The 20,134-nt window shown below is 44.1% G+C and carries 14 protein-coding genes; 1 reads left to right on the top strand and 13 read right to left on the bottom strand.

Annotated features, from left to right (window positions below; translation table 11 throughout):
- Positions 1–68: 68 nt before the first annotated feature.
- A complete protein-coding gene (locus ACRYKC_RS05920; protein WP_433805815.1) occupies positions 69–1,112 on the bottom strand; it encodes a zinc-binding dehydrogenase in 1,044 nt (347 codons plus the stop codon).
- Positions 1,113–1,826: 714 nt separating this feature from the next.
- Here ACRYKC_RS05920 and katG point away from each other — a divergent pair.
- Positions 1,827–4,067, top strand: coding sequence for a catalase/peroxidase HPI (gene katG, locus ACRYKC_RS05915; protein WP_433805814.1), 2,241 nt, complete (start codon positions 1,827–1,829; stop codon positions 4,065–4,067).
- A gap of 97 nt (positions 4,068–4,164) precedes the next feature.
- On the opposite strand, the gene ACRYKC_RS05910 is transcribed toward katG, so the two are convergent.
- From ACRYKC_RS05910 to pcrA, 12 genes are all read right to left on the bottom strand, one after another.
- Positions 4,165–4,392 (bottom strand): hypothetical protein, encoded by a 228-nt coding sequence (locus ACRYKC_RS05910; RefSeq protein WP_433805813.1) that lies wholly within the window; start codon positions 4,390–4,392, stop codon positions 4,165–4,167.
- Between the two features lie 6 nt (positions 4,393–4,398).
- Positions 4,399–5,781, bottom strand: a complete 1,383-nt coding sequence (rlmD, locus tag ACRYKC_RS05905) for a 23S rRNA (uracil(1939)-C(5))-methyltransferase RlmD (protein ID WP_433805812.1) — start codon at positions 5,779–5,781, stop codon at positions 4,399–4,401.
- Between the two features lie 296 nt (positions 5,782–6,077).
- The gene (locus ACRYKC_RS05900) at positions 6,078–6,983 is read right to left on the bottom strand and encodes a diacylglycerol kinase (protein WP_433805811.1); all 906 of its coding nucleotides are present in this window, start codon (positions 6,981–6,983) and stop codon (positions 6,078–6,080) included.
- A gap of 160 nt (positions 6,984–7,143) precedes the next feature.
- Positions 7,144–8,574, bottom strand: a complete 1,431-nt coding sequence (gene gatB, locus ACRYKC_RS05895; protein ID WP_433805810.1) for an Asp-tRNA(Asn)/Glu-tRNA(Gln) amidotransferase subunit GatB — start codon at positions 8,572–8,574, stop codon at positions 7,144–7,146.
- Positions 8,571–10,043 (bottom strand): Asp-tRNA(Asn)/Glu-tRNA(Gln) amidotransferase subunit GatA, encoded by a 1,473-nt coding sequence (gatA, locus tag ACRYKC_RS05890; RefSeq protein WP_433805809.1) that lies wholly within the window; start codon positions 10,041–10,043, stop codon positions 8,571–8,573. The genes gatB and gatA overlap by 4 nt, the downstream gene beginning before the upstream one ends.
- A gap of 12 nt (positions 10,044–10,055) precedes the next feature.
- Positions 10,056–10,346, bottom strand: coding sequence for an Asp-tRNA(Asn)/Glu-tRNA(Gln) amidotransferase subunit GatC (gene gatC, locus ACRYKC_RS05885; protein ID WP_085031032.1), 291 nt, complete (start codon positions 10,344–10,346; stop codon positions 10,056–10,058).
- A 420-nt stretch (positions 10,347–10,766) separates the two neighbouring features.
- Positions 10,767–12,278 (bottom strand): sodium/proline symporter PutP, encoded by a 1,512-nt coding sequence (gene putP, locus ACRYKC_RS05880; protein ID WP_433805808.1) that lies wholly within the window; start codon positions 12,276–12,278, stop codon positions 10,767–10,769.
- 6 nt (positions 12,279–12,284) lie between these two features.
- Positions 12,285–12,407: a hypothetical protein gene (locus tag ACRYKC_RS05875; protein ID WP_433805807.1), complete on the bottom strand. Its 123-nt coding sequence runs from the start codon at positions 12,405–12,407 to the stop codon at positions 12,285–12,287.
- 363 nt (positions 12,408–12,770) lie between these two features.
- Complete coding sequence (gene pruA / locus ACRYKC_RS05870) at positions 12,771–14,321, bottom strand: L-glutamate gamma-semialdehyde dehydrogenase (RefSeq protein WP_433805806.1); 1,551 nt, start codon at positions 14,319–14,321, stop codon at positions 12,771–12,773.
- 395 nt (positions 14,322–14,716) lie between these two features.
- A complete protein-coding gene (locus ACRYKC_RS05865; RefSeq protein ID WP_433805805.1) occupies positions 14,717–15,862 on the bottom strand; it encodes a CamS family sex pheromone protein in 1,146 nt (381 codons plus the stop codon).
- A gap of 14 nt (positions 15,863–15,876) precedes the next feature.
- Positions 15,877–17,880, bottom strand: coding sequence for an NAD-dependent DNA ligase LigA (ligA, locus tag ACRYKC_RS05860; RefSeq protein WP_433805804.1), 2,004 nt, complete (start codon positions 17,878–17,880; stop codon positions 15,877–15,879).
- A 15-nt stretch (positions 17,881–17,895) separates the two neighbouring features.
- Entirely contained in the window at positions 17,896–20,130 is a 2,235-nt protein-coding gene (gene pcrA / locus ACRYKC_RS05855) for a DNA helicase PcrA (RefSeq protein WP_433805803.1), read from the bottom strand.
- Positions 20,131–20,134: the final 4 nt, after the last annotated feature.

The following is a 20,134-nucleotide window of genomic DNA, read 5'->3' as shown; positions in this document are numbered from 1 at the left end:
TAGTCTACCTTACATACAGGTTATGAAATGAAAGCCACTACCAATAGGAAGTGGCTTTTACACATGTATTATTCTTCTGAAGGAAGCAAGATAATCTTCCCTAACTTCCCTGAATCTTTAAAATAAGTTTGAGCTTCTCTTGCTTCTTCGAGAGGATACGTACGGTCAATAACTGGTTTGATTTGACCATTAGCTATAGCGTCGAGCATTTTCTGGAACTCTTCTCTTGTTCCTAACACAGAGCCAAATAAAGTGATATGCTTTAAATATAAGGTTCTAAAATCTAGCTCCGTTTTCTGGCCACCAGCAGATCCTGAGATGCAATATTTACCGCCTTTCTTTAATACTTGGAGCAAGGTTGAAAAGAGAGCGTCTCCTACTACATCTAAGACAGAGTCTATTGGGCCATTGTTAACCTTTACGATGTCATCCGCAAGATTTTCTGATTTATAAGTTAAGACGTGAGTAGCTCCTAATTCCTTCATCTTCTCTTCAAGAGCCATATCTCCCACAATCGCAATCACTTTTGCGCCAAAAACTTTAGATGCAATTTGGACATTTAATGATCCGACACCACCATTCGCACCTGTGACAACAATCGTCTCGCCACGCTTAGCTTTGATTTGCTCAACCATGTGCCATGCTGTGAGTCCGCTTACCGTAAATGCTGCACTATCCTTATAAGTTGCCAGTGGCATATCATAACAAAGCTCATAGGGCCATACGACGTATTCTGCATAACCTCCATCATATTCAGACCCTATAAAAGACATGTCCTCAGAGATATGTTCAAGACCATTTTCACCGCTGGATGTGAAAGGAAATAAGACGACATCTTTACCTTTCATAGACTCAGGTACATTCGCCCCGACTTCTACAACCTCCCCTGTGATATCGGAACCAGGAATTCTAGGGAATTGAACACCTTCCGGACGCCAGCCTGATTTTCCTCCCTGTCCATAAGCTCCTTCCCTCATCCAAATTTCAGTATTATTAATTCCACATGCTTTTACTTTGAGCAGAACTTCACCTTCTTTAGGCGTTGGAACTGGAATGTCTACTACTTCTAGCTTGTCTACGTCTCCGTACCCGGTAACTTGTACTGCTTTCATTTCAACATCTCCTGTCTTTGTTATTGTAACTTTCGGTCAATGCCGTCACTTCAATTGATATAGAAAAAATCAAAGGTATTTATACTTATTATGGCTTAGTCGATAACCTAAAATCCAATTTAGGTATATAAAGTTAGTTTACTTATACGTATTCACGAAATCAAGGTCCGCCAAATAATGCATCAATATCTTGAAACTAAGCTTTCAAAACAACATAGACCAAACTGTAAATAAAGTGCTTTGGAACGTTTCTTTCAACCTTACCTCTCAAACAAGAACCTGAAGCGCTTACATAAGCGTAATAATATGTTACGATTATTCATAAGAAGCAACACATCTAGACTCTAACCCAAAGAATCCTCCATTTATCGCGCCAATCATTTCTTTTAAAGCTCTTTACAGATACATCCATTTAGTGAGAACTGTTTTTAGTGTATTAGAAACTATTAACCCACCGTCAAAAAAGAGTAAAATCTACTTTATTTTCAGTCAATTTACTAAGATAAGAGTTAAGAGCGCTTTTGCTCTCCCCACACGCCACTTCTAAGACACATGAAATCCTGGTCTACTTTTTATTCCTTTGTAACCTAATTGAAAATCTTTCTTTGAAAGTTTAGTGCATCTTACTTCCAATTCTAAATCCAGTTTATTATAATTATAATCTAATAGAGGTTATAATTTTTATTCACATATAAAGAAGGGAGAAATACACACATGGACAAGAATGAAATGCACGAAAGTAAAGCTGGTGCTGAGCAGTGTCCCGTATCTCATCACAAAACGGAGGAAGAAAGCGCCGTTACGACCGCAAAAGTCGGTACAACCAATAAAGATTGGTGGCCAAATCAGCTGAACCTGGACATCCTTCGACAGCATGATAAGAAGACAAACCCAATGGGTGAAGACTTTGATTATGAAGAAGAATTTCAAAAACTAGATTATGATGCCCTGAAGCAAGATCTTCATAATTTGATGACAGACAGCCAGGACTGGTGGCCAGCAGACTATGGACACTATGGTCCGCTCTTTATCCGTATGTCATGGCACGCAGCCGGGACGTATCGTACAGGCGACGGACGCGGTGGCGGTGCGACAGGAAATCAGCGTTTTGCACCACTAAACAGCTGGCCGGATAACGCGAACCTTGATAAAGCTCGCCGCCTGCTATGGCCGATCAAACAAAAATACGGAAACAAGATATCCTGGGCTGACCTACTTGTACTTACTGGGAATGTTGCACTTGAGTCCATGGGCTTGAAGACATTTGGTTTCGGCGGAGGACGCGAAGATATCTATCATCCAGAAGAAGATGTGTATTGGGGTACGGAAAAAGAATGGCTGGCTGACAACCGTTACTCAGGCGACCGTGAGCTAGAAAATCCGCTTGCTGCCGTGCAGATGGGTCTCATCTATGTTAACCCAGAAGGTCCAAACGGAGAGCCAGATCCACTGGGCAGTGGTCGAGACATCCGTGAAACATTCGCACGTATGGGGATGAACGATTACGAAACTGTTGCCTTGATTGCCGGGGGTCACACATTCGGTAAAGCACACGGCGCAGGAGACCCTGAAAAAGTCGGCGCAGCACCTGAAGCGGCTGATATTGAAGAACAGGGCCTGGGCTGGCACAGCAAGCACGGAAGCGGTAAAGGCCGTGACACCATCACCAGTGGTGTAGATGGCGCATGGACAGCTAACCCAACGACATGGGATAACGGCTACTTCGACCTGTTATTCGGCTACGAATGGGAACTAACGAAGAGCCGTGCAGGTGCAAATCAGTGGGCGCCTGTAAACCCTAAAGATGAACACCTTGCACCAGATGCAGAAGATCCATCTGTAAAAGTTCCTACATTTATGACGACTGCAGATATGGCGTTACGTATGGATCCTGAATATGAAAAGATTTCTCGTCATTTCCATGAGAATCCGGATGAATTTGCTGATGCCTTCTCACGTGCATGGTTCAAGCTTCTTCACCGTGACATGGGACCTAAATCCAGATATCTTGGACCTGAAGTACCGGAAGAAGATCTCATCTGGCAGGATCCAATCCCAACTGTTGATTATGGTCTATCACACGATGAAATAAAAGAATTGAAAGGGAAAATCCTCAATACTGGTTTATCAGTAAGCGAACTGATTAAAACAGCTTGGGCTTCTGCAAGTACGTTCCGCGGCTCTGACAATCGTGGCGGCGCAAATGGTGGACGCATCCGTCTTGAACCGCAGAAGGATTGGGAAGTAAACGAGCCTGAGATGTTAGAGAAAGTGCTTACTGTTTATGAAGACATTCAAAGCAAACTTGAGAAGAAAGTCAGCATTGCTGATTTGATTGTCCTTGGAGGTAGCGCAGCCGTAGAAAAGGCAGCTAGAGATGCAGGGGTTGATGTCACCGTACCATTTGCTCCTGGACGCGGAGATGCTTCTCAAGAACAGACAGATGCAGAAAGCTTTGAAGTCTTAGAGCCAATGGCAGATGGTTTCCGTAATTATGAGAAGAAAGCCTACACACTGAGCCCAGAAGAACTATTAGTAGACAAAGCTCAGCTGCTTGGTCTGTCTGCACCAGAAATGACAGTGTTGATCGGTGGTATGCGTGTCCTAGGTGCGAACTATAAAGGCACAGAACACGGCGTGTTCACAGACAATGTAGGTACACTGACGAACGACTTCTTCGTAAACCTGCTTGACATGGGCATCGAATGGAAGCCGTCAGACTACAACCTATACGAAGGACGTGACCGCCAAACAGGTGAACTCGTGCGTACAGCGACACGTGTAGACCTCGTATTTGGTTCAAACTCCGTCTTGCGCTCTCTTGTAGAAGTTTATGCACAGGATGATAATAAAGAAAAATTTGTGCGTGACTTTGTAGATGCATGGGTGAAGGTTATGAATGCTGACCGTTTCGATCTTAAGGTAAACAAAGATTTGGCTTATCATAACGCATAAGTAAAAAACCCCTTACTAAGATGCCGCTTAGGCGGCATCACGTAAGGGGTTTTCATGTTTAGAAAATTTTTAGTGCCTGACCACTTCATAAAAACCTTTATTCTTCCATCTCTACTACTCTTACTGCTTTGTTTCCACAGTCGTTGCATTTACCATCCAACATAACTCCCACAGGGTGATCGACGATAATGAAGTCTGTAATGGTGACCATATCATTACAAGTGGTGCAACGAACGTTTGCTATGAGTTTCTTTCTGAAATTTTGAGGTAATGATAACCACTTTTTGTTCGCTTCCATTCGAGAACCTGCCTTTGGAAATACCATTGGGATTTATTTTTCTTTCTTCTCCAACCATGTCACACACTCCACGTGCATTGTCTGCGGGAACATATCAACAGGTTGAACTTCTTTCGTCTCATAACCTCCATCCTCAAGCACTCGTAAATCACGCGCTAAAGTTGATGGATTACACGATACGTAAACGATACGCTCCGGTTCCATATCGACCATAGCTTTTAAGAGCTCTTTATCACAGCCTTTGCGTGGAGGGTCAACAACGATAACGTCTGGACGCAGACCCTGGTTGCGCCACCATGGCATAAGCTCTTCTGCTTGTCCTACATAGAACTCGGCGTTCTCCATTTTATTCAGCCGGGCATTCTTCTTCGCATCGGTAACAGCTTCAGGGACAATCTCCACTCCATAAACTTTCTTCGCTTTTTGCGCCAGGAAAAGCGATATGGTGCCGATGCCGCAATACGCGTCAATAACCGTTTCGCCACCTCTAAGATCAGCGTATTCCAATGCTTGATCATAGAGTTTTTTAGTCTGGGTCGGGTTGATCTGATAGAACGATTTAGGAGAGATCATAAATTTGATATCGCCTATTGTATCGTAAATATACTCGTCACCGTAAATGACGTTCGTTTCTTTTCCTAAAATCACATTAGTTTTAGCATGATTAACGTTATGAACGATCGATTTTACATTTGGATAGGCATCGCGAATCTCATCGATCAGCTTCTCTTTATGCGGGAGCTTTTTCGTTTTCGTTACGATGACAACCATGATGTCCTTTGTATTTTGACCTGTGCGCACCATAATATGTCGTATCGTGCCGCGATGTGTCTGTTCATCATACGCTGATATACCAAGCTTTGAAGCGATACGGCGAACCGCTTCCACCATGCGGTCATTCATTTCATCCTGTATCAAACAAGTGTCCATATCAATGATGTTATGGCTGCGTTTTTGATAAAAGCCGGTCATTAGTTCCCCGTCTTCTTTTTCACCGACAGGAATCTGAACCTTGTTTCGGTAGCGCCAAGGATCATCCATACCAACCGTATCGTGTACCGGTACGTGTTCAAGATGGCCGATTTTTTTCATCGCATCTTTTACTTGCTTGTGCTTCATCTGTAGCTGCATTTTATAACTCATGTGCTGCAGTTGGCAGCCTCCGCATTGATAAAATACGTCACAAGGCGGTTCCACACGGTCGTCACTAGCCTCTTTCACTTCAAGCAATTTGCCAAAGCCGAAGTTTTTCTTCACTTTGATGACTTTTACGGTTGCTTGCTCACCAGGAAGGCCATACGGTACGAAAAGCGGATAGCCATCGACTTTCCCTACCCCATTGCCTTCGTGAGTCAAATCTTCGAATGTCAGTTCAATCGTTTGGTTTTTCTGTACAGGCGGTTTTGGTTTCGCCATGATTCATCCGTCCTTTTCAATGTACTCTGTCTTTGTAGTTTATCACAATATGAAAGCGACTCGCACGTCTATGAGACTGTATCACATATATCGGGTGGCGATTGGTGCAAAATTTTGAGGAATTGACGAAAACTATGCCGGAATTGGTGCAAACTTTACGCCAAATGGCGCAAGAATGTTCCAAATGAGTACAAGCAAACCATAAGCCTTTGCAAACTCTCTTCTACTTGGCACATCTCCTCAGCAGTCCCCTCTAAACACAGAAAAAGCGCCGCTAAAAACAGCAGCGCTCTCCCTTATTTTTCTTCATAAAACTTCTCTTCTGGTACAAAGAAGTCAATATGGCGATACAAATTGACAAATTCCCCGGGCAATAATCCGCCAAATTCCCCGTCAATATTTAGCTGCATTTTCTCTTCCGTCTTCACTTTTACGCGACTGGCTGTCGTGTGAATGAACTTCGGATGAGTCAGATGGTTACCTTGTATGGCAAGTGTAGCAAGGCGGACGAATTCAGCAATGTTCATTTTTTCGATGATCATTAGGTCAAATAGTCCATCGTCCATTCGAGCAGCTGGAGCTAGCTTCTCAAGGCCACCGACTGAATTGGTGTTGGAGACGAGGAATAACATGATCTCGCCTTCATACCACTTACCGTCATATTCCATTTCGACGTAGGTCGGACGGATTGATGGCAGCATCTCAATCCCTTTCAGATAATAAGCAAGCTGGCCGATCATCGTTTTTAATTTACTTGGGACCTCGTAGGAAACCTCAGTGATTTTTCCGCCCCCGGCAATGTTCATGAAATATTGGTCGTTTACGCGGCCGATATCGAGTGGGTGGGTGTACCCTTCCAAAATAATATCGACGGCTTTATGAATGTTTCGCGGTATGCTAAGGGCACGTGCGAAATCGTTAGTTGTTCCGACTGGAATGACGCCGAGTTTTGGTTTGTGGTCCTGTTCGGCAATTCCATTGATCACTTCGTTAATGGTTCCATCCCCGCCTGCAGCGACGACGACGTCGAATTCCCGTTCAACGGCATATTTGGCTGCTTGTGCGGCATCTCCTGCACACGTTGTCGCATGTGTTGATGTTTCGTAACCACTTTGTTCGAAGCGCTGTAAGATATCGGGTAAAACCTTCCGGATCACTTCTCGTCCAGAGGTCGGGTTGTATATAATTCTGGCCCGTTTCATTCTTTAACCCCCTCATCCAGGCATGTTCCACATTACATCATAGCTCTTTTTCCTGAATTTGAAAACACTTTTTATAGTATATGATGGGTTGTCTCCACTCATACGAAAACACGCACGGTCAAAATCGTGCGTGCTTCCGCTTTCTCTGTTCATATGGTAATTAGCGCTTTTCCATTTCTGCCAAAATGATTTTGTTAACCATTGGTGGATTGGCTTGACCTTTGGTCTCTTTCATGACCTGACCAACTAAGAAGCCGAGCGCTTTATCTTTTCCGTTCTTATAATCTTCAATTGACTGTGGATTGTTATCCATGATGCCAACGACGATTTCCGTCAACTGACCTTCGTCAGAGATTTGGACGAGTCCTTTCTCTTTGACGATTTTCTCTGGGTCGCCGCCTTTTTCAACAAGCTCTGTAAATACTTTCTTCGCAATCTTAGAAGAAATCGTCCCGTCTTCGATCAGCTTGATCATTTTAGCCAGTGATTCTGGTGTCAATTCAAGCTCATGAAGCTCTTTATAGTGCTTGTTCATGTACGCAGAAACTTCACCCATCAGCCAGTTAGAAGACTGTTTAATGTCACCGCCTGCCGCAATGGTTTCTTCGAAGAAGTCGGATAGCTCCTTGTTGTTCGTAAGCACCATGGCGTCGTACTCAGGCAATTCAAGTTCTTCGATATAACGCTTCTTACGTGCATCCGGAAGCTCTGGAATCTGATCATAGATACGCTGTTTCCAAGCTTCATCAATGTGAAGAGGTACAAGGTCCGGCTCTGGGAAGTAGCGGTAATCGTCAGAACCTTCTTTGACACGCATCAGGATCGTTTCTTTCGTCTGCTCATCATAACGGCGAGTTTCCTGCCCGATTACTCCACCGGAAAGCAGTTCTGCACGCTGACGCTTCTCTTCGAACTCCAGTCCTTTCTGTACAAAGGAGAAGGAGTTCAAGTTCTTAAGCTCGGTCTTCGTACCGAATTCTTCCTGACCGATCGGACGTAGAGAAAGGTTGGCGTCACAACGAAGGGAGCCCTCCTCCATCTTACAGTCAGATACGCCTGTGTACTGGATAATATTCTTCAAGGCTTCCAAGTACGCGTACGCTTCTTTTGGCGAGCGGATATCCGGCTCGGATACGATTTCAACAAGCGGAGTACCCTGACGGTTGTAGTCGACAAGCGAATAGCCGTCATCACTGTGGGTCAGCTTTCCAGCGTCTTCCTCCATGTGAAGACGTGTGATGCCGATTCGCTTTTTCACCCCATCAACTTCGATGTCGATATAGCCGTTTTCTCCGATTGGCTTATCAAATTGAGAGATCTGGTAAGCTTTCGGGTTATCCGGGTAGAAATAGTTTTTTCGGTCGAACTTCGTGTCTGTTGCGATTTCACAGTTCAGGGCCATCGCCGCTTTCATAGCGAAGTTAACGGCTTCCTCGTTCAAAACAGGAAGAACGCCTGGGTACCCAAGGTCGATTGGGTTGACGTTGCTATTTGGCTCATCACCAAACATGTTCGGTGAAGGACTGAAAATTTTCGAGTTCGTTTTTAATTCAACGTGGACTTCAAGTCCTATGATCGTTTCAAAGTTCATGAGTGCGCACCTCCAAGAGACGGGCGTTGTTTATGGAATTCTGTTGCCTGTTCGAAGGCGTGAGCCGTACGGTAGACGGTTCCTTCATCGAAGTGTTTCCCGATGATCTGCAAACCGATTGGAAGTCCGTCACCAGAGAATCCACATGGTACGGAAATTCCAGGTACGCCTGCAAGGTTAACAGGGATCGTCAGAATATCGTTTGCATACATCGTCATTGGGTCGTCCACTTTGTCGCCGACTTTAAAGGCTGGTGTCGGAGTCGTTGGGCCAATGATGACGTCATAGTCAGCAAATACTTTTTCAAAGTCGTTCTTGATTAATGTACGCACTTGCTGAGCTTTTTTGTAATAAGCATCGTAGTATCCGGAACTTAGAGCAAATGTTCCAAGCATAATCCGGCGCTTCACTTCATCACCAAAGCCTTCTGCGCGGGAACGCTTGAACATATCCAGCATAGACTCAACGTCCTCTGCACGCTTACCGTAACGGACACCGTCAAAACGTGCCAGGTTAGCAGACGCTTCTGAAGACGCAATCAAGTAATATGTGGAAAGAGCATATTTAGAGTGTGGAAGAGAAACTTCTTCCCACGTTGCGCCAAGCTCTTCATATTTTTTCAAAGCAGTCTGAACAGCTTCTTTCACTTCAGCAGAAACCCCTTCTGCAAGGTATTCCTTCGGTACAGCGATCTTTAAGCCTTTTACATCACCAGTAAGAGACTCCGTGTACTTTGGAACTTCAACATTTGCAGAAGTTGAGTCCATTTCGTCGTGACCCGCGATCGTTTCTAGAAGGAACGCGTTGTCTTCAACGTTACGTGTGATTGGACCGATTTGATCTAAAGAAGATGCGAATGCAATTAGACCAAAACGGGAGACACGGCCGTATGTCGGCTTCAAACCTACAACACCGCAGTAAGCCGCTGGTTGGCGAATCGATCCGCCAGTATCAGAACCAAGAGAATAAGGTACCTCTCCTGCTGCAACTGCTGCTGCAGAACCACCGCTGGATCCGCCTGGAACGTAGTCTGTGTTCCAAGGGTTACGAACAGCGTCATAGCTTGAGTTTTCGTTGGAAGAACCCATCGCAAACTCGTCCATGTTAAGTTTACCAATTGTGATGGACTTCGCGTCATTTAATTTATTTACAACAGTAGCATCATAAAGTGGATCCTCAAAGTTATCGAGAATCTGACTTCCGGCAGTCGTGCGCAAGCCTTTGGTTACGATATTGTCTTTGACACCGATCGGAAGACCGAATAGCGGTGCGTCTTCTTCCCCTTGCTGTTTATCAAGGTAAGCGGCCTGGGCTCTAGCTGCTTCTTCGTTCAAGGTCAGGAATGCTTTAACTTGATCATCAACTTCATTGATGCGTTTGTATGATTCCTCAACTAACTCTGTAACTGTAATTTCTTTGCTATGTAGCTTCTCTTGAAGCTCACGTAACGAGTACTCAAATAAAGACATCATCGAACCTCCTTATTCCAATACAGATGGTACTTTGAATTGACCATCCTGTTGATCTGGTGCGTTTTTAAGTGCTTCTTCTTTTGAAATCCATCGCTTCGGCTCGTCTTTGCGAAGAACATTTTTCAAATCAAGAACGTGTGTCGTCGGTTCAACACCTTCTGTATCTAATTCGTTCAGCTGCTCAGCATACGTGATGATGTCATCAAGCTGTTTCGTGAACATATCTGCTTCTTCTTCTGTGATAGCAAGGCGTGCCAGGTTGGCAACGTGCTTCACTTCGTCTTTACTAATTCTGGACATAATGCGACCTCCATTTCGATCTCACATAATATATGATCATACCAAATATCTGAATCAATAATCAACGTACGTTTTTTCACCCTCCCTATCTTAACATATCCAGACGGGGGCTGTCTTATCTTGGGGAGGAATTAGTGGGCTGGCTTTCTTTCGAGTTAAGGAGCTTTATTTGAGTGTTAGGACACTTTTCTATCACGTTAGGGCGCTTTATTTCACCGTTAGGGCACTTTCCTTTCACGTTAGGACACTTTGCCTCATCGTTAAGGCACTTTCCCTCTCAGTAAGAACTCTGTTTTTACATACACCACAAAAGAAAGCGCTACCATTTTTACGTTTATCACAAAATTAGCAGGGTACCGTCCCTCTAAGGGCAAAAAAAAGAACCTCCGGCGAACCGGAGATTCTTCATTCCTTAACTTATTATAGAGTTTTCGCTTTTTCGAACTCTTCAACAATTTCTTTTGGCGGTGTACCCATCTTACTTACGATTATTGTAACAATCGTATTCAGTAAGAAACCAGGTACGATTTCATAAAGATCGAAAATTCCGCCGCTCAGGAAGTCAGCCCATACGACAACGGTTACGGCACCTACGATGATACCAGCCAACGCACCGTTACGGGTGATACCTTTCCAGAATAGGGACAAGATGATGATCGGACCGAATGCGGCTCCGAATCCTGCCCAAGCGTAAGATACAAGTCCAAGTACCGTGCTGTCCGGGTTACCTGCAAGTAATACCGCAATCAATGCGATAGCAGCAACTGCGAAACGACCGACCCATACCAATTCACGCTCAGAAGCGTTCTTACGGAAAATGGCTTTATAGAAGTCCTCAGCTAGCGCAGAAGAAGATACAAGTAGCTGAGAGTCAATCGTACTCATAATTGCAGAAAGGATCGCTGCAAGTAAGATACCTGCAATTACCGGATGGAATAAGATTTGTGAGAAGGTAATGAAAATCTTCTCAGAGTCGGCAAGCATTTGGATGCCGCCTTCAGTAATGATTTCAGCATTAAAGCTGCCAAGTGTATTAACGTCTTGAGTGTTAATAAACGCAAGACCGAATAGACCTGTGAAAATCGCTCCGTAAAGACCAAGAATCATCCAGCCGATACCAATGAAGCGTGCTTTCGGTACATCTTTAGGTGAACGTAGCGCCATAAAACGTACAAGGATGTGCGGTTGACCGAAGTAACCAAGTCCCCATGCAAGAGATGAAAGAATAGCAAGGGCACCTACACCTTGAACCATGTTCAAGTAAGTCGGGTCAATTTGAGCAACAGCATCTACAGCGTTGCCCCAACCGCCTAACTCAGTTACAGCTACAATTGGTACAGCAATTAATGCGAAGAACATTAGAATACCTTGAACAAAGTCTGTCCAACTTACAGCTAGGAATCCTCCTAGGAACGTATAAGAAATGGTTACAATTGCACCAATCCAAAGAGCTTGAGTGTAACTCAATTCAAAGGATGCTTCAAACAGCTTCGCGCCGGCAACCATACCGGAAGACGTGTAGAAAGTGAAGAATAAAAGAATTACAAATGCAGAGATGACACGTAAGATATGGGAGTGGTCACGGAAGCGGTTCTCTAAATAGTCCGGAACCGTGATTGAATCATTGGCCACTTCAGTGAACACACGTAGACGACGCGCCACGAATTGCCAGTTTAAGTAAGCACCAATAGCAAGACCTACACCAATCCAAGCTGCGGACAATCCTCCCGCGTAAATAGCACCTGGCAAACCTAATAGCAACCAGCCACTCATGTCAGAGGCACCTGCGGATAACGCGGCAACTCCTGGACCTAATCGACGACCACCTAATACATAATCGGATAAATCACTTGTTAAACGGTATGCTGCAAAACCGATCCCTAGCATACCAATCAGATAAACTATAAACGTAATTAACGTTGCAGTACTCATGTTTTGTTATTCGCTCCTCTCAGTGAATAGTGTAATAATTGATAGAATGATTAAAATTGGCATTGGGACAAACAACCAGAACCATGTAGCCCCTTGAATTGTTGTTGCTGTTGTGGCTAGTTCAAACACTCTCCCACCTCCTCTAATCTTTTTGTTATGCACTCCTATGCATTCGTGCCGACATATGGTTCTTAAGTCATAGAAGCTTAAAAATCCAAACACAGGTACAACCATATCATATTATATTTGTTAGAACATTGCAAAAATTGTGTGTTTCAGTCGAATGTGTATTTATATACATATATACTGTATAAAAATACGTATATAAGTCATATCGACTATAAACATTCACAAAATTTTTTTGAATTTTTTTTGACAAAAAGCAAATTTGGAAGATTTTCTCCTTTGATTTGCTTTTTTATTATGTACGGAATGAAAAAAATAATCCCCTCTCTTTCAAAGTAAGAAAGGGGATTATTTAATTTTTTTCTATTATAGCATTTCAGACGTTGTTTTCCCTTGCATGTGGTGAATCAAGTAATCCGGCCCACCCGCTTTGGAGTCGGTTCCAGACATGTTGAAGCCGCCAAATGGATGGTAACCTACGATAGCCGCTGTACATCCGCGATTGAAGTAAAGGTTTCCAACGTGGAAATCTTCGCGCGCTTTTTCAATATGGGCACGGTTATTGGAGATGACCGCACCTGTCAGACCATATTCCGTATTGTTCGCGATTTCCAAAGCTTCATCGAATGACTTCGCTTTAGTAAAAGCCAAGACTGGTCCAAAAATTTCTTCTTGCATAATTGTTGCATCAGGGGCAAGGTCAGCAAAGACAGTCGGCTCAATAAACCAACCTTTACTGTCGTCGCCTTTTCCTCCAGCCATTAGCTTACCTTCTTCTTTACCGATTTTAATGTAGTCCATAATCTTGTCATAGGCACCTTGGTCGATTACCGGCCCCATGTAATGGCTGATGTCTGTAGGATCACCGTAATTGACGTGTTCTTTCGTCTTGTGAACAACACGATCAAGAAGCTCGTCATATACTTCCTCATGCGCTACGACACGGGAGCAAGCCGAACATTTTTGACCGGAGAAACCGAAAGCAGAATACGTAATAGCATCTGCAGCTAGTTCAAGGTCGGAATCTTTATCAACGACGATAGTATCCTTACCGCCCATTTCGATAATCGTGCGCTTTAGCCATTTCTGACCTTCATGAACTTTCGCCGCACGTTCGAAAATGCGTGTTCCAACCTCACGGGATCCAGTGAAGCTTACAAAACGAGTGCGTGGATGGTCAACGAGGTAGTCTCCCACTTCTTTCCCGCTTCCTGGAATATAATTGATAACACCTTTAGGAAGACCTGCTTCTTCAAGCACTTCCATCATCTTATAAGCGATAATCGGTGTTGCACTTGCTGGTTTAAGTAATACGGTGTTTCCGGAAACCATGGCCGCAACCGTCGTTCCGCACATGATGGCGAAGAGGAAGTTCCATGGAGAAATGACAACTCCGACACCGAGCGGAATGTAGTGGAAACGGTTATTTTCGATTGGACGTGAGTTGATTTCTACGCCCTTATCAATCTCAAGCATCTGACGTCCGTAAAACTCCATAAAATCAATAGCTTCAGCTGTATCTGCATCTGCTTCTTTCCAGGGCTTTCCGCCTTCTTTAACTAGATGCGCAGTGAATTCATGCCTACGACGGCGGACGATCGCTGCAGCACGGAACAATATGTCCGCACGGAACTGGGCTTTGGTCTTACGCCACCAGTCGAACGTTTCGTCTGCGATTCGGTGAGCTTTCTCAGCCAAATCCTGATTCGCTTTTGAAACATAACCAATAACTTCTTTCTTATTTGCTGGATTCACGACTTTAATCTTGTTATCAGTCATGATCCGCTCTCCACCGATAATTAACGGATAGTCTTTGCCTAAGTCAGACTCAACCTGTTTAATCGCAGCTTCTAAAGCTCTACGATTTTCATCCACGCTAAAATCGGTAAATGGTTCATGTTTGTAAGGTACTACCATGCTAAACCGCCTCCTTGAAAGTAAATGAGGTTATACGCCACGTAATTTTTCGAAAATTACCACATCAAGCGTTTCCATTCATAATTTTATCGTAACCATCTCGCCAGTTCAAATTCTTTCATCCTAAATTCGTTGATTTAGGGTCAAATGTCCCTAAATTTTGCGATTTCACTCTGATATCGTTCTCATAATCTAATTTACTTTCTTATATTTCTCCATTGCATTTCTTGTCGAAAAATAGACGTTGAGCGATTCGAGAGTGAAATTGAATAATTACTGTAAATGGATGGTTGATTGTAAGGTAATTTCGACGATTACCCCCTTTATTTGAGTGATCGTATGAAAAACTTCCTAAAAAAACCGTATGGATATTAATATCCATACGGCATCAGATTTTATTCATATATGTGGACGAATGGTTCTTCTTTTCCTGCCTTTTTCACAATTAGACTTTCTTGTCGGTCCATGCTTTTAATGTTCACCTCGACGGAATAGTGCTCAGGGAACATTTCGACAACAAGGCTGTAGACATATTGAGTGAACCCAACAACTTCTGATTGCGAATGGAACTGAATTGGGATATCAATAGATACCTGCTGCAATTCGTCATCCATGTAAAATCCGTTTCCAATCATGCCTACAAAGTTAGGGAAGTAATCAGAGACCTCTTTACGGAAGTCTGAAAAAATTTGTGAATCCTCAAAATAGTCTTTTTCTGCTTCTTTTGATGGGAAAAGTACGTGTTTCTCATTGATCGGCTTCCAATCTTTAATTTTTTTATCCGATCCATCCACATACGTTTTGCTAAGAAATTTGCCTGGCACCTTAGACCTCGCCTCTTCCTCTTCATAAAGAGCAAAAACGATCGGTACGTCCTTCAATTCTTTACGTTCTCGAAGGCGTGTCAAAATTTCTCCGGCGTACGCTTTTCCTTTTTTCAAAAGTTCTTCAGTGGAGTGATTTTCCTTATAATCTCGATCCTCAGTCGTGAAATTATAGACTGTACGAAGTGAAATGCCTATAGTCACACCTTGTACTTCAACGACCTTCTTATCTTTTTTTACAAGATAATCTTGTTCAATGATATTGGAGATGTATTTCGGGTTTTCTCGAAACTCCTCCTCAGAAGCTTCGTCTTCATTCAATTCAGGGTTCAAGCCTTCTTCATTTTTTTTCGTGTATCTAGATAGCCAGCTTAAAAGTGTTTCTTGTGAAAGGAACTGCCCAGGCTGGAAGAAGTACTCTTCTGGACTGAAATATTCTTTTGAATGACGTCGAAGGCCACTTTCGAATTCGGCAATATCCATTCGATTCCCCATTTGATTGGTCGTCACCGTTCTTGCCCTAGCTACTTTGGGACTGCTCTCCGTTAAAATCATCCGATAATTTTCCTCTGACATCGTATAGTTTGGGACGATGGCTGTCTGGTTGCTATTTTCGTCTTTCGTTTCTTGAATGACCTCTTCTCTATTGTCAAAAACCGGGGTACACGCGCTTATAAACAGCAACGAACTTAACAACAGTGCGTGCAGCTTCCTCATGGTCTTTCCACTCCCTAGTTGGATAAAGCTTTCGTAAACTCTTCTTCATCCCAAATTTCAATACCTAAATCAGAAGCTTTTGTATATTTGGAACCGGCGTCTTCCCCAGCAATCAGAAGGTCTGTGTTTTTACTGACACTTCCTGTTACCTTGCCTCCGAGCTCCTCTACCATTTTCTTTGCCTCTGACCTGCTGTAGTTTTCCATCTTTCCAGTAAGTACGATTGTTTTGTCTTTAAATGGTGAATTCTCCGGCTGTTCACTCTTCTTCGGTCCCTTATATTCCATGTTCAAGCCGAGCTCATTCAGCTCTTCCAATAACTGGATGACCTGAGGTTTAGCGAAGTAACGCGCTATAGAGTCAGCCATCTTCTCTCCGATTTCCGGGATAGCTTCTAGTCTTTCAGCATCCGCTTCGAGCAGGTTCTCCATCGTTTCAAATTCGCGGGCTAAAGTATTCGCAGCTTTAGTTCCGACGTAACGGACGCCGAGCCCGAAAAGCAGACGCTCCAACGAATTCTCTTTCGAAGCTTCGATGGCCTGCAGGAGATTCTGCACCGATTTTTCACCCATACGTTCAAGCTCCAAGAGCTGTTCACGTTCAAGCTTGTAAAGATCAGCAATGTTATGGATGAGTTTTTCCTGAAAAAGCTGTGCAATCACTTTTTCCCCTAGTCCTTCAATATCCATCGCATTTCTTGAAACAAAGTGAATTAGCCCTTCACGAAGCTGCGCCGGACAGTTCGGATTGATACATCTTAGTGCTACTTCTTCTTCCAGACGGACGAGTTTACTGTCACACTCAGGACATGTCTCAGGCATAGAAAACGGCTCTTCGTTACCTTCACGCTGATCTTCCATTACTCGGACAACTTCCGGAATGATATCACCCGCTTTTTTAATCACAACCGTATCCCCAATGCGGATGTCTTTTTCACGAATCAGGTCTTCGTTATGAAGTGATGCTCGTTGTACGGTTGTACCTGCGACTTTCACCGGATCAAGAATGGCAGTCGGTGTTACGACTCCAGTGCGACCAACGCTGAGCTCGATACGACGGAGGTGCGTCACAGCTTCTTCGGCTGGAAACTTGTAAGCTGTTGCCCAGCGTGGGCTTTTCGCTGTGAATCCCAGGGTTTCCTGCTGATCGAGACGATCAACTTTAATAACGATGCCGTCAATTTCATAATCAAGGTCCGCTCTGCGTTCAACCCAGCTATGAACATAGTCGATCACTTCGTCGATATCGTTACACTTTTTCCATTCCGGATTTGTTTTTAATCCAAGGTCTTTTAACTTTTCTAAGCGCTCGCTGTGGGCGTCAGTTGGATCATCTTCCCACTGGCCGACCCCATATAAAAAGATATCAAGGTTACGTTTAGCAGCGATCTTCGGATCAAGCTGTCGCAGCGAACCAGCGGCTGCATTACGAGGGTTTGCAAATGGTTCATCCTCATTGGCTTCACGCGCTTCATTCAAGGCCATAAACGAACGTTTCGGCATATACGCTTCTCCGCGAACTTCAAGCGTCTCTGGTGTCTTAAGACGAAGAGGGATATTGCGAATCGTCTTCAAGTTTTTCGTAATGTCCTCACCTGTCGTACCGTCACCGCGAGTGGCGCCACGGACGAACAGGCCATCTTCATAACGAAGAGATACGGCGAGACCATCGATTTTCAACTCACAGACATAATTAACGTCTTCATCGGTTCCATTACGTACGCGGCGATCGAAATCGCGCAGCTCCTGATCATCAAAGGCATTTCCAAGACTGAGCATTGGGATGATATGCTGGACTTTTTCAAAAGCTTCAAGTGGAGCCCCGCCGACGCGCTGAGATGGAGAATCAGGCGTCTGAAGCTCCGGAAACTCCTCCTCTAAATCCATCAGCTCGCGTATTTTCTTATCATATTCATAGTCTGAAACACTTGGATTATCAAGCGTGTGGTATTCATAATTGTATTGCTCGAGCTCTTGTTTCAGAGACTCGATTCTCTCTTTTGCTTCAGATCCATTCATCTTCCTTCCACATCCTTACGCTTTCGTAATCGGGGCAAAACGGGCGAGTAGACGCTTGATACCTGTCGGTGCCGGGAAGGCGATATCCAGCTCCATCGCATCTCCTTCACCCTGTACTTTGACAACTGTTCCTTCGCCCCACTTTTTATGCACAGCTTTGTCGCCAGGCTGCCAGCTCGCTTTTTCCGCACCAGTACCCTTGTTCTTCTCGATTTTCTTCGCTGACCGTTTTTCCGGACGAGGTGGTTGTTTTTGGAAAGGAGACGCTTCTTTTTTCTTATTGAAAAATGGTAGCTCTTCTTTCTGTTCTTTGCCTTCTAAGAGTTCTTCAGGGATTTCGTTAATAAAACGGCTGATTGGGTTCATATTCGTACGACCATATAGCGTACGCATCTTCGCATGAGTAATAAACAGCTGCTTCTCCGCACGAGTAATTCCAACATAAGCAAGGCGGCGTTCCTCTTCCAATTCTTCATCGTCCATAAGCGCACGGCTATGCGGGAAGACGCTCTCCTCCATTCCGATCAAGAACACAACAGGGAACTCAAGCCCTTTGGCAGAGTGCAGCGTCATCAAAGTTACGGTGTCGTCACTACTAGGGTCTTCATTCATAGAATCGATATCCGCAATCAACGCAAGATCTGTTAAAAATGCAATCAATGTCTTGTCTTCTGCGTTCTCTTCAAAGTTTTTCGTAACAGATTTAAATTCTTCAATATTTTCAAGGCGGCTTTGGGCTTCAATGCTCTTTTCATTCATGAGCATCTCTTCATATCCGGTTTTATCGATGACTTCCTGAACCATGTCAGTTGCTGATATGAATTCCTGCTGCTGGGTCCAGTTTTGAATCATCTTACGGAAGTTCATGATGGACTTCGCTGCTTTGGCACTAACGCCGACAAAATCGACTTCTGCTGCTGCTTCATAAAGCGAGATGTCGTGATCAGCAGCATACGCCATCATTTTATCCATGCTCGTTTTTCCAACACCGCGCTTCGGTTCGTTAACAACACGCTGAAAGCTGAGGTCGTCGTTTGGGTTAGCAATCAAACGCAAGTAGGCAAGCATGTCCTTAATTTCTTTCCGATCATAGAACTTCGTGCCGCCGATCATCTGGTAAGGGACACCGGCTTTAACGAACGTTTCCTCAATCGTACGGGACTGGGCGTTCGTACGGTAAAGGATTGCTACATCTTTGTATTGGAAGCGGCCCTGACGAACAAGATCCTCAATTTTATCTGTAACAAAAAGACCTTCCTCACGTTCCGTACCAGCTTGATAGTAATGGATCTTCTCTCCACCGTTATTATCGGTCCACAGGCGCTTCGGTTTACGACCTGAGTTGTTATCGATCACGTTATTTGCAGCGTTCAGAATCAGCTCGGTAGAACGGTAGTTTTGTTCAAGCAAAATGGTTTTCGCATTCGGGTAGTCATTTTCAAAGTTCAAGATGTTCTGAATGTCAGCCCCGCGCCATGCATAAATCGACTGGTCAGAATCACCGACAACGCACAGATTCTGATAGCGGCTCGCCAGGTGCTTCACTAGCTGGTACTGAGCATGGTTCGTATCTTGATACTCATCAACGTGAATGTACTGAAAGCGGCGCTGATAGTATTCAAGCACTTCAGGAACACGGTCGAAGAGAGACAGCGTCTGCATAATCAGATCATCAAAGTCCAGCGACTGGTTTTTACGCAGCTTCTTCTGGTAGCCTTTGTAAATTTCAGCAATCTGCTCTTCGTGCATATTCCCAGCCTGCTTCGCATAGTCTTCGGCTGTCATTAATTCGTTTTTCGCATTACTGATCGCACCTAACATCGCGCGTGGATCCCATTTTTTCGGGTCAAGATTGATTTCCTTAAGCACCTGCTTGATCACAGAGAGCTGGTCACTGGAATCCAAAATAGAAAAGTTTCTGTCGTAGCCGATACGATCGATATCACGACGAAGAATTCTTACGCACATCGAGTGAAACGTTGACATCCAGATTTTTTCTCCGTCCTTGCCTACAAGGCTCTCGACACGCTCTTTCATTTCGCGTGCGGCTTTATTTGTAAATGTAATTGCCAAAATGTTCCGAGGCGCTACATCTTTTTCACTTAATAAGTAAGCGATACGGTGAGTAAGTACACGTGTCTTACCACTTCCTGCCCCTGCCATAATCAAAAGTGGTCCTTCGGTATGGATCACTGCGTTTCGTTGCTGTTCGTTCAAACCTTTTACTAAAGGATTCATTGCTTGTGTCATGGTC

It is taken from the genome of Halobacillus sp. A1-3 (assembly GCF_050971765.1).
Taxonomy (GTDB): Bacteria; Bacillota; Bacilli; order Bacillales; family Halobacillaceae; genus Halobacillus; species Halobacillus mangrovi_B.
Note: the sequence above shows the minus strand (reverse complement) of the source record. Positions and strands in the feature narration are given on the sequence as shown.

Bases quoted from the DNA above. Each gene is read 5' to 3' on its own strand.
- putP (WP_433805808.1), bottom strand. From the start codon at position 12,278: ATGAGTACTGCAACGTTAATTACGTTTATAGTTTATCTGATTGGTATG.
- gatA (WP_433805809.1), bottom strand. From the start codon at position 10,043: ATGTCTTTATTTGAGTACTCGTTACGTGAGCTTCAAGAGAAGCTACAT.
- gatC (WP_085031032.1), bottom strand. From the start codon at position 10,346: ATGTCCAGAATTAGTAAAGACGAAGTGAAGCACGTTGCCAACCTGGCA.
- pruA (WP_433805806.1), bottom strand. From the start codon at position 14,321: ATGGTAGTACCTTACAAACATGAACCATTTACCGATTTTAGCGTGGAT.
- ACRYKC_RS05910 (WP_433805813.1), bottom strand. From the start codon at position 4,392: ATGGTATTTCCAAAGGCAGGTTCTCGAATGGAAGCGAACAAAAAGTGG.
- ligA (WP_433805804.1), bottom strand. From the start codon at position 17,880: ATGAATGGATCTGAAGCAAAAGAGAGAATCGAGTCTCTGAAACAAGAG.
- katG (WP_433805814.1), top strand. From the start codon at position 1,827: ATGGACAAGAATGAAATGCACGAAAGTAAAGCTGGTGCTGAGCAGTGT.
- pcrA (WP_433805803.1), bottom strand. From the start codon at position 20,130: ATGACACAAGCAATGAATCCTTTAGTAAAAGGTTTGAACGAACAGCAA.
- ACRYKC_RS05865 (WP_433805805.1), bottom strand. From the start codon at position 15,862: ATGAGGAAGCTGCACGCACTGTTGTTAAGTTCGTTGCTGTTTATAAGC.
- rlmD (WP_433805812.1), bottom strand. From the start codon at position 5,781: ATGGCGAAACCAAAACCGCCTGTACAGAAAAACCAAACGATTGAACTG.
- ACRYKC_RS05900 (WP_433805811.1), bottom strand. From the start codon at position 6,983: ATGAAACGGGCCAGAATTATATACAACCCGACCTCTGGACGAGAAGTG.
- ACRYKC_RS05920 (WP_433805815.1), bottom strand. From the start codon at position 1,112: ATGAAAGCAGTACAAGTTACCGGGTACGGAGACGTAGACAAGCTAGAA.
- gatB (WP_433805810.1), bottom strand. From the start codon at position 8,574: ATGAACTTTGAAACGATCATAGGACTTGAAGTCCACGTTGAATTAAAA.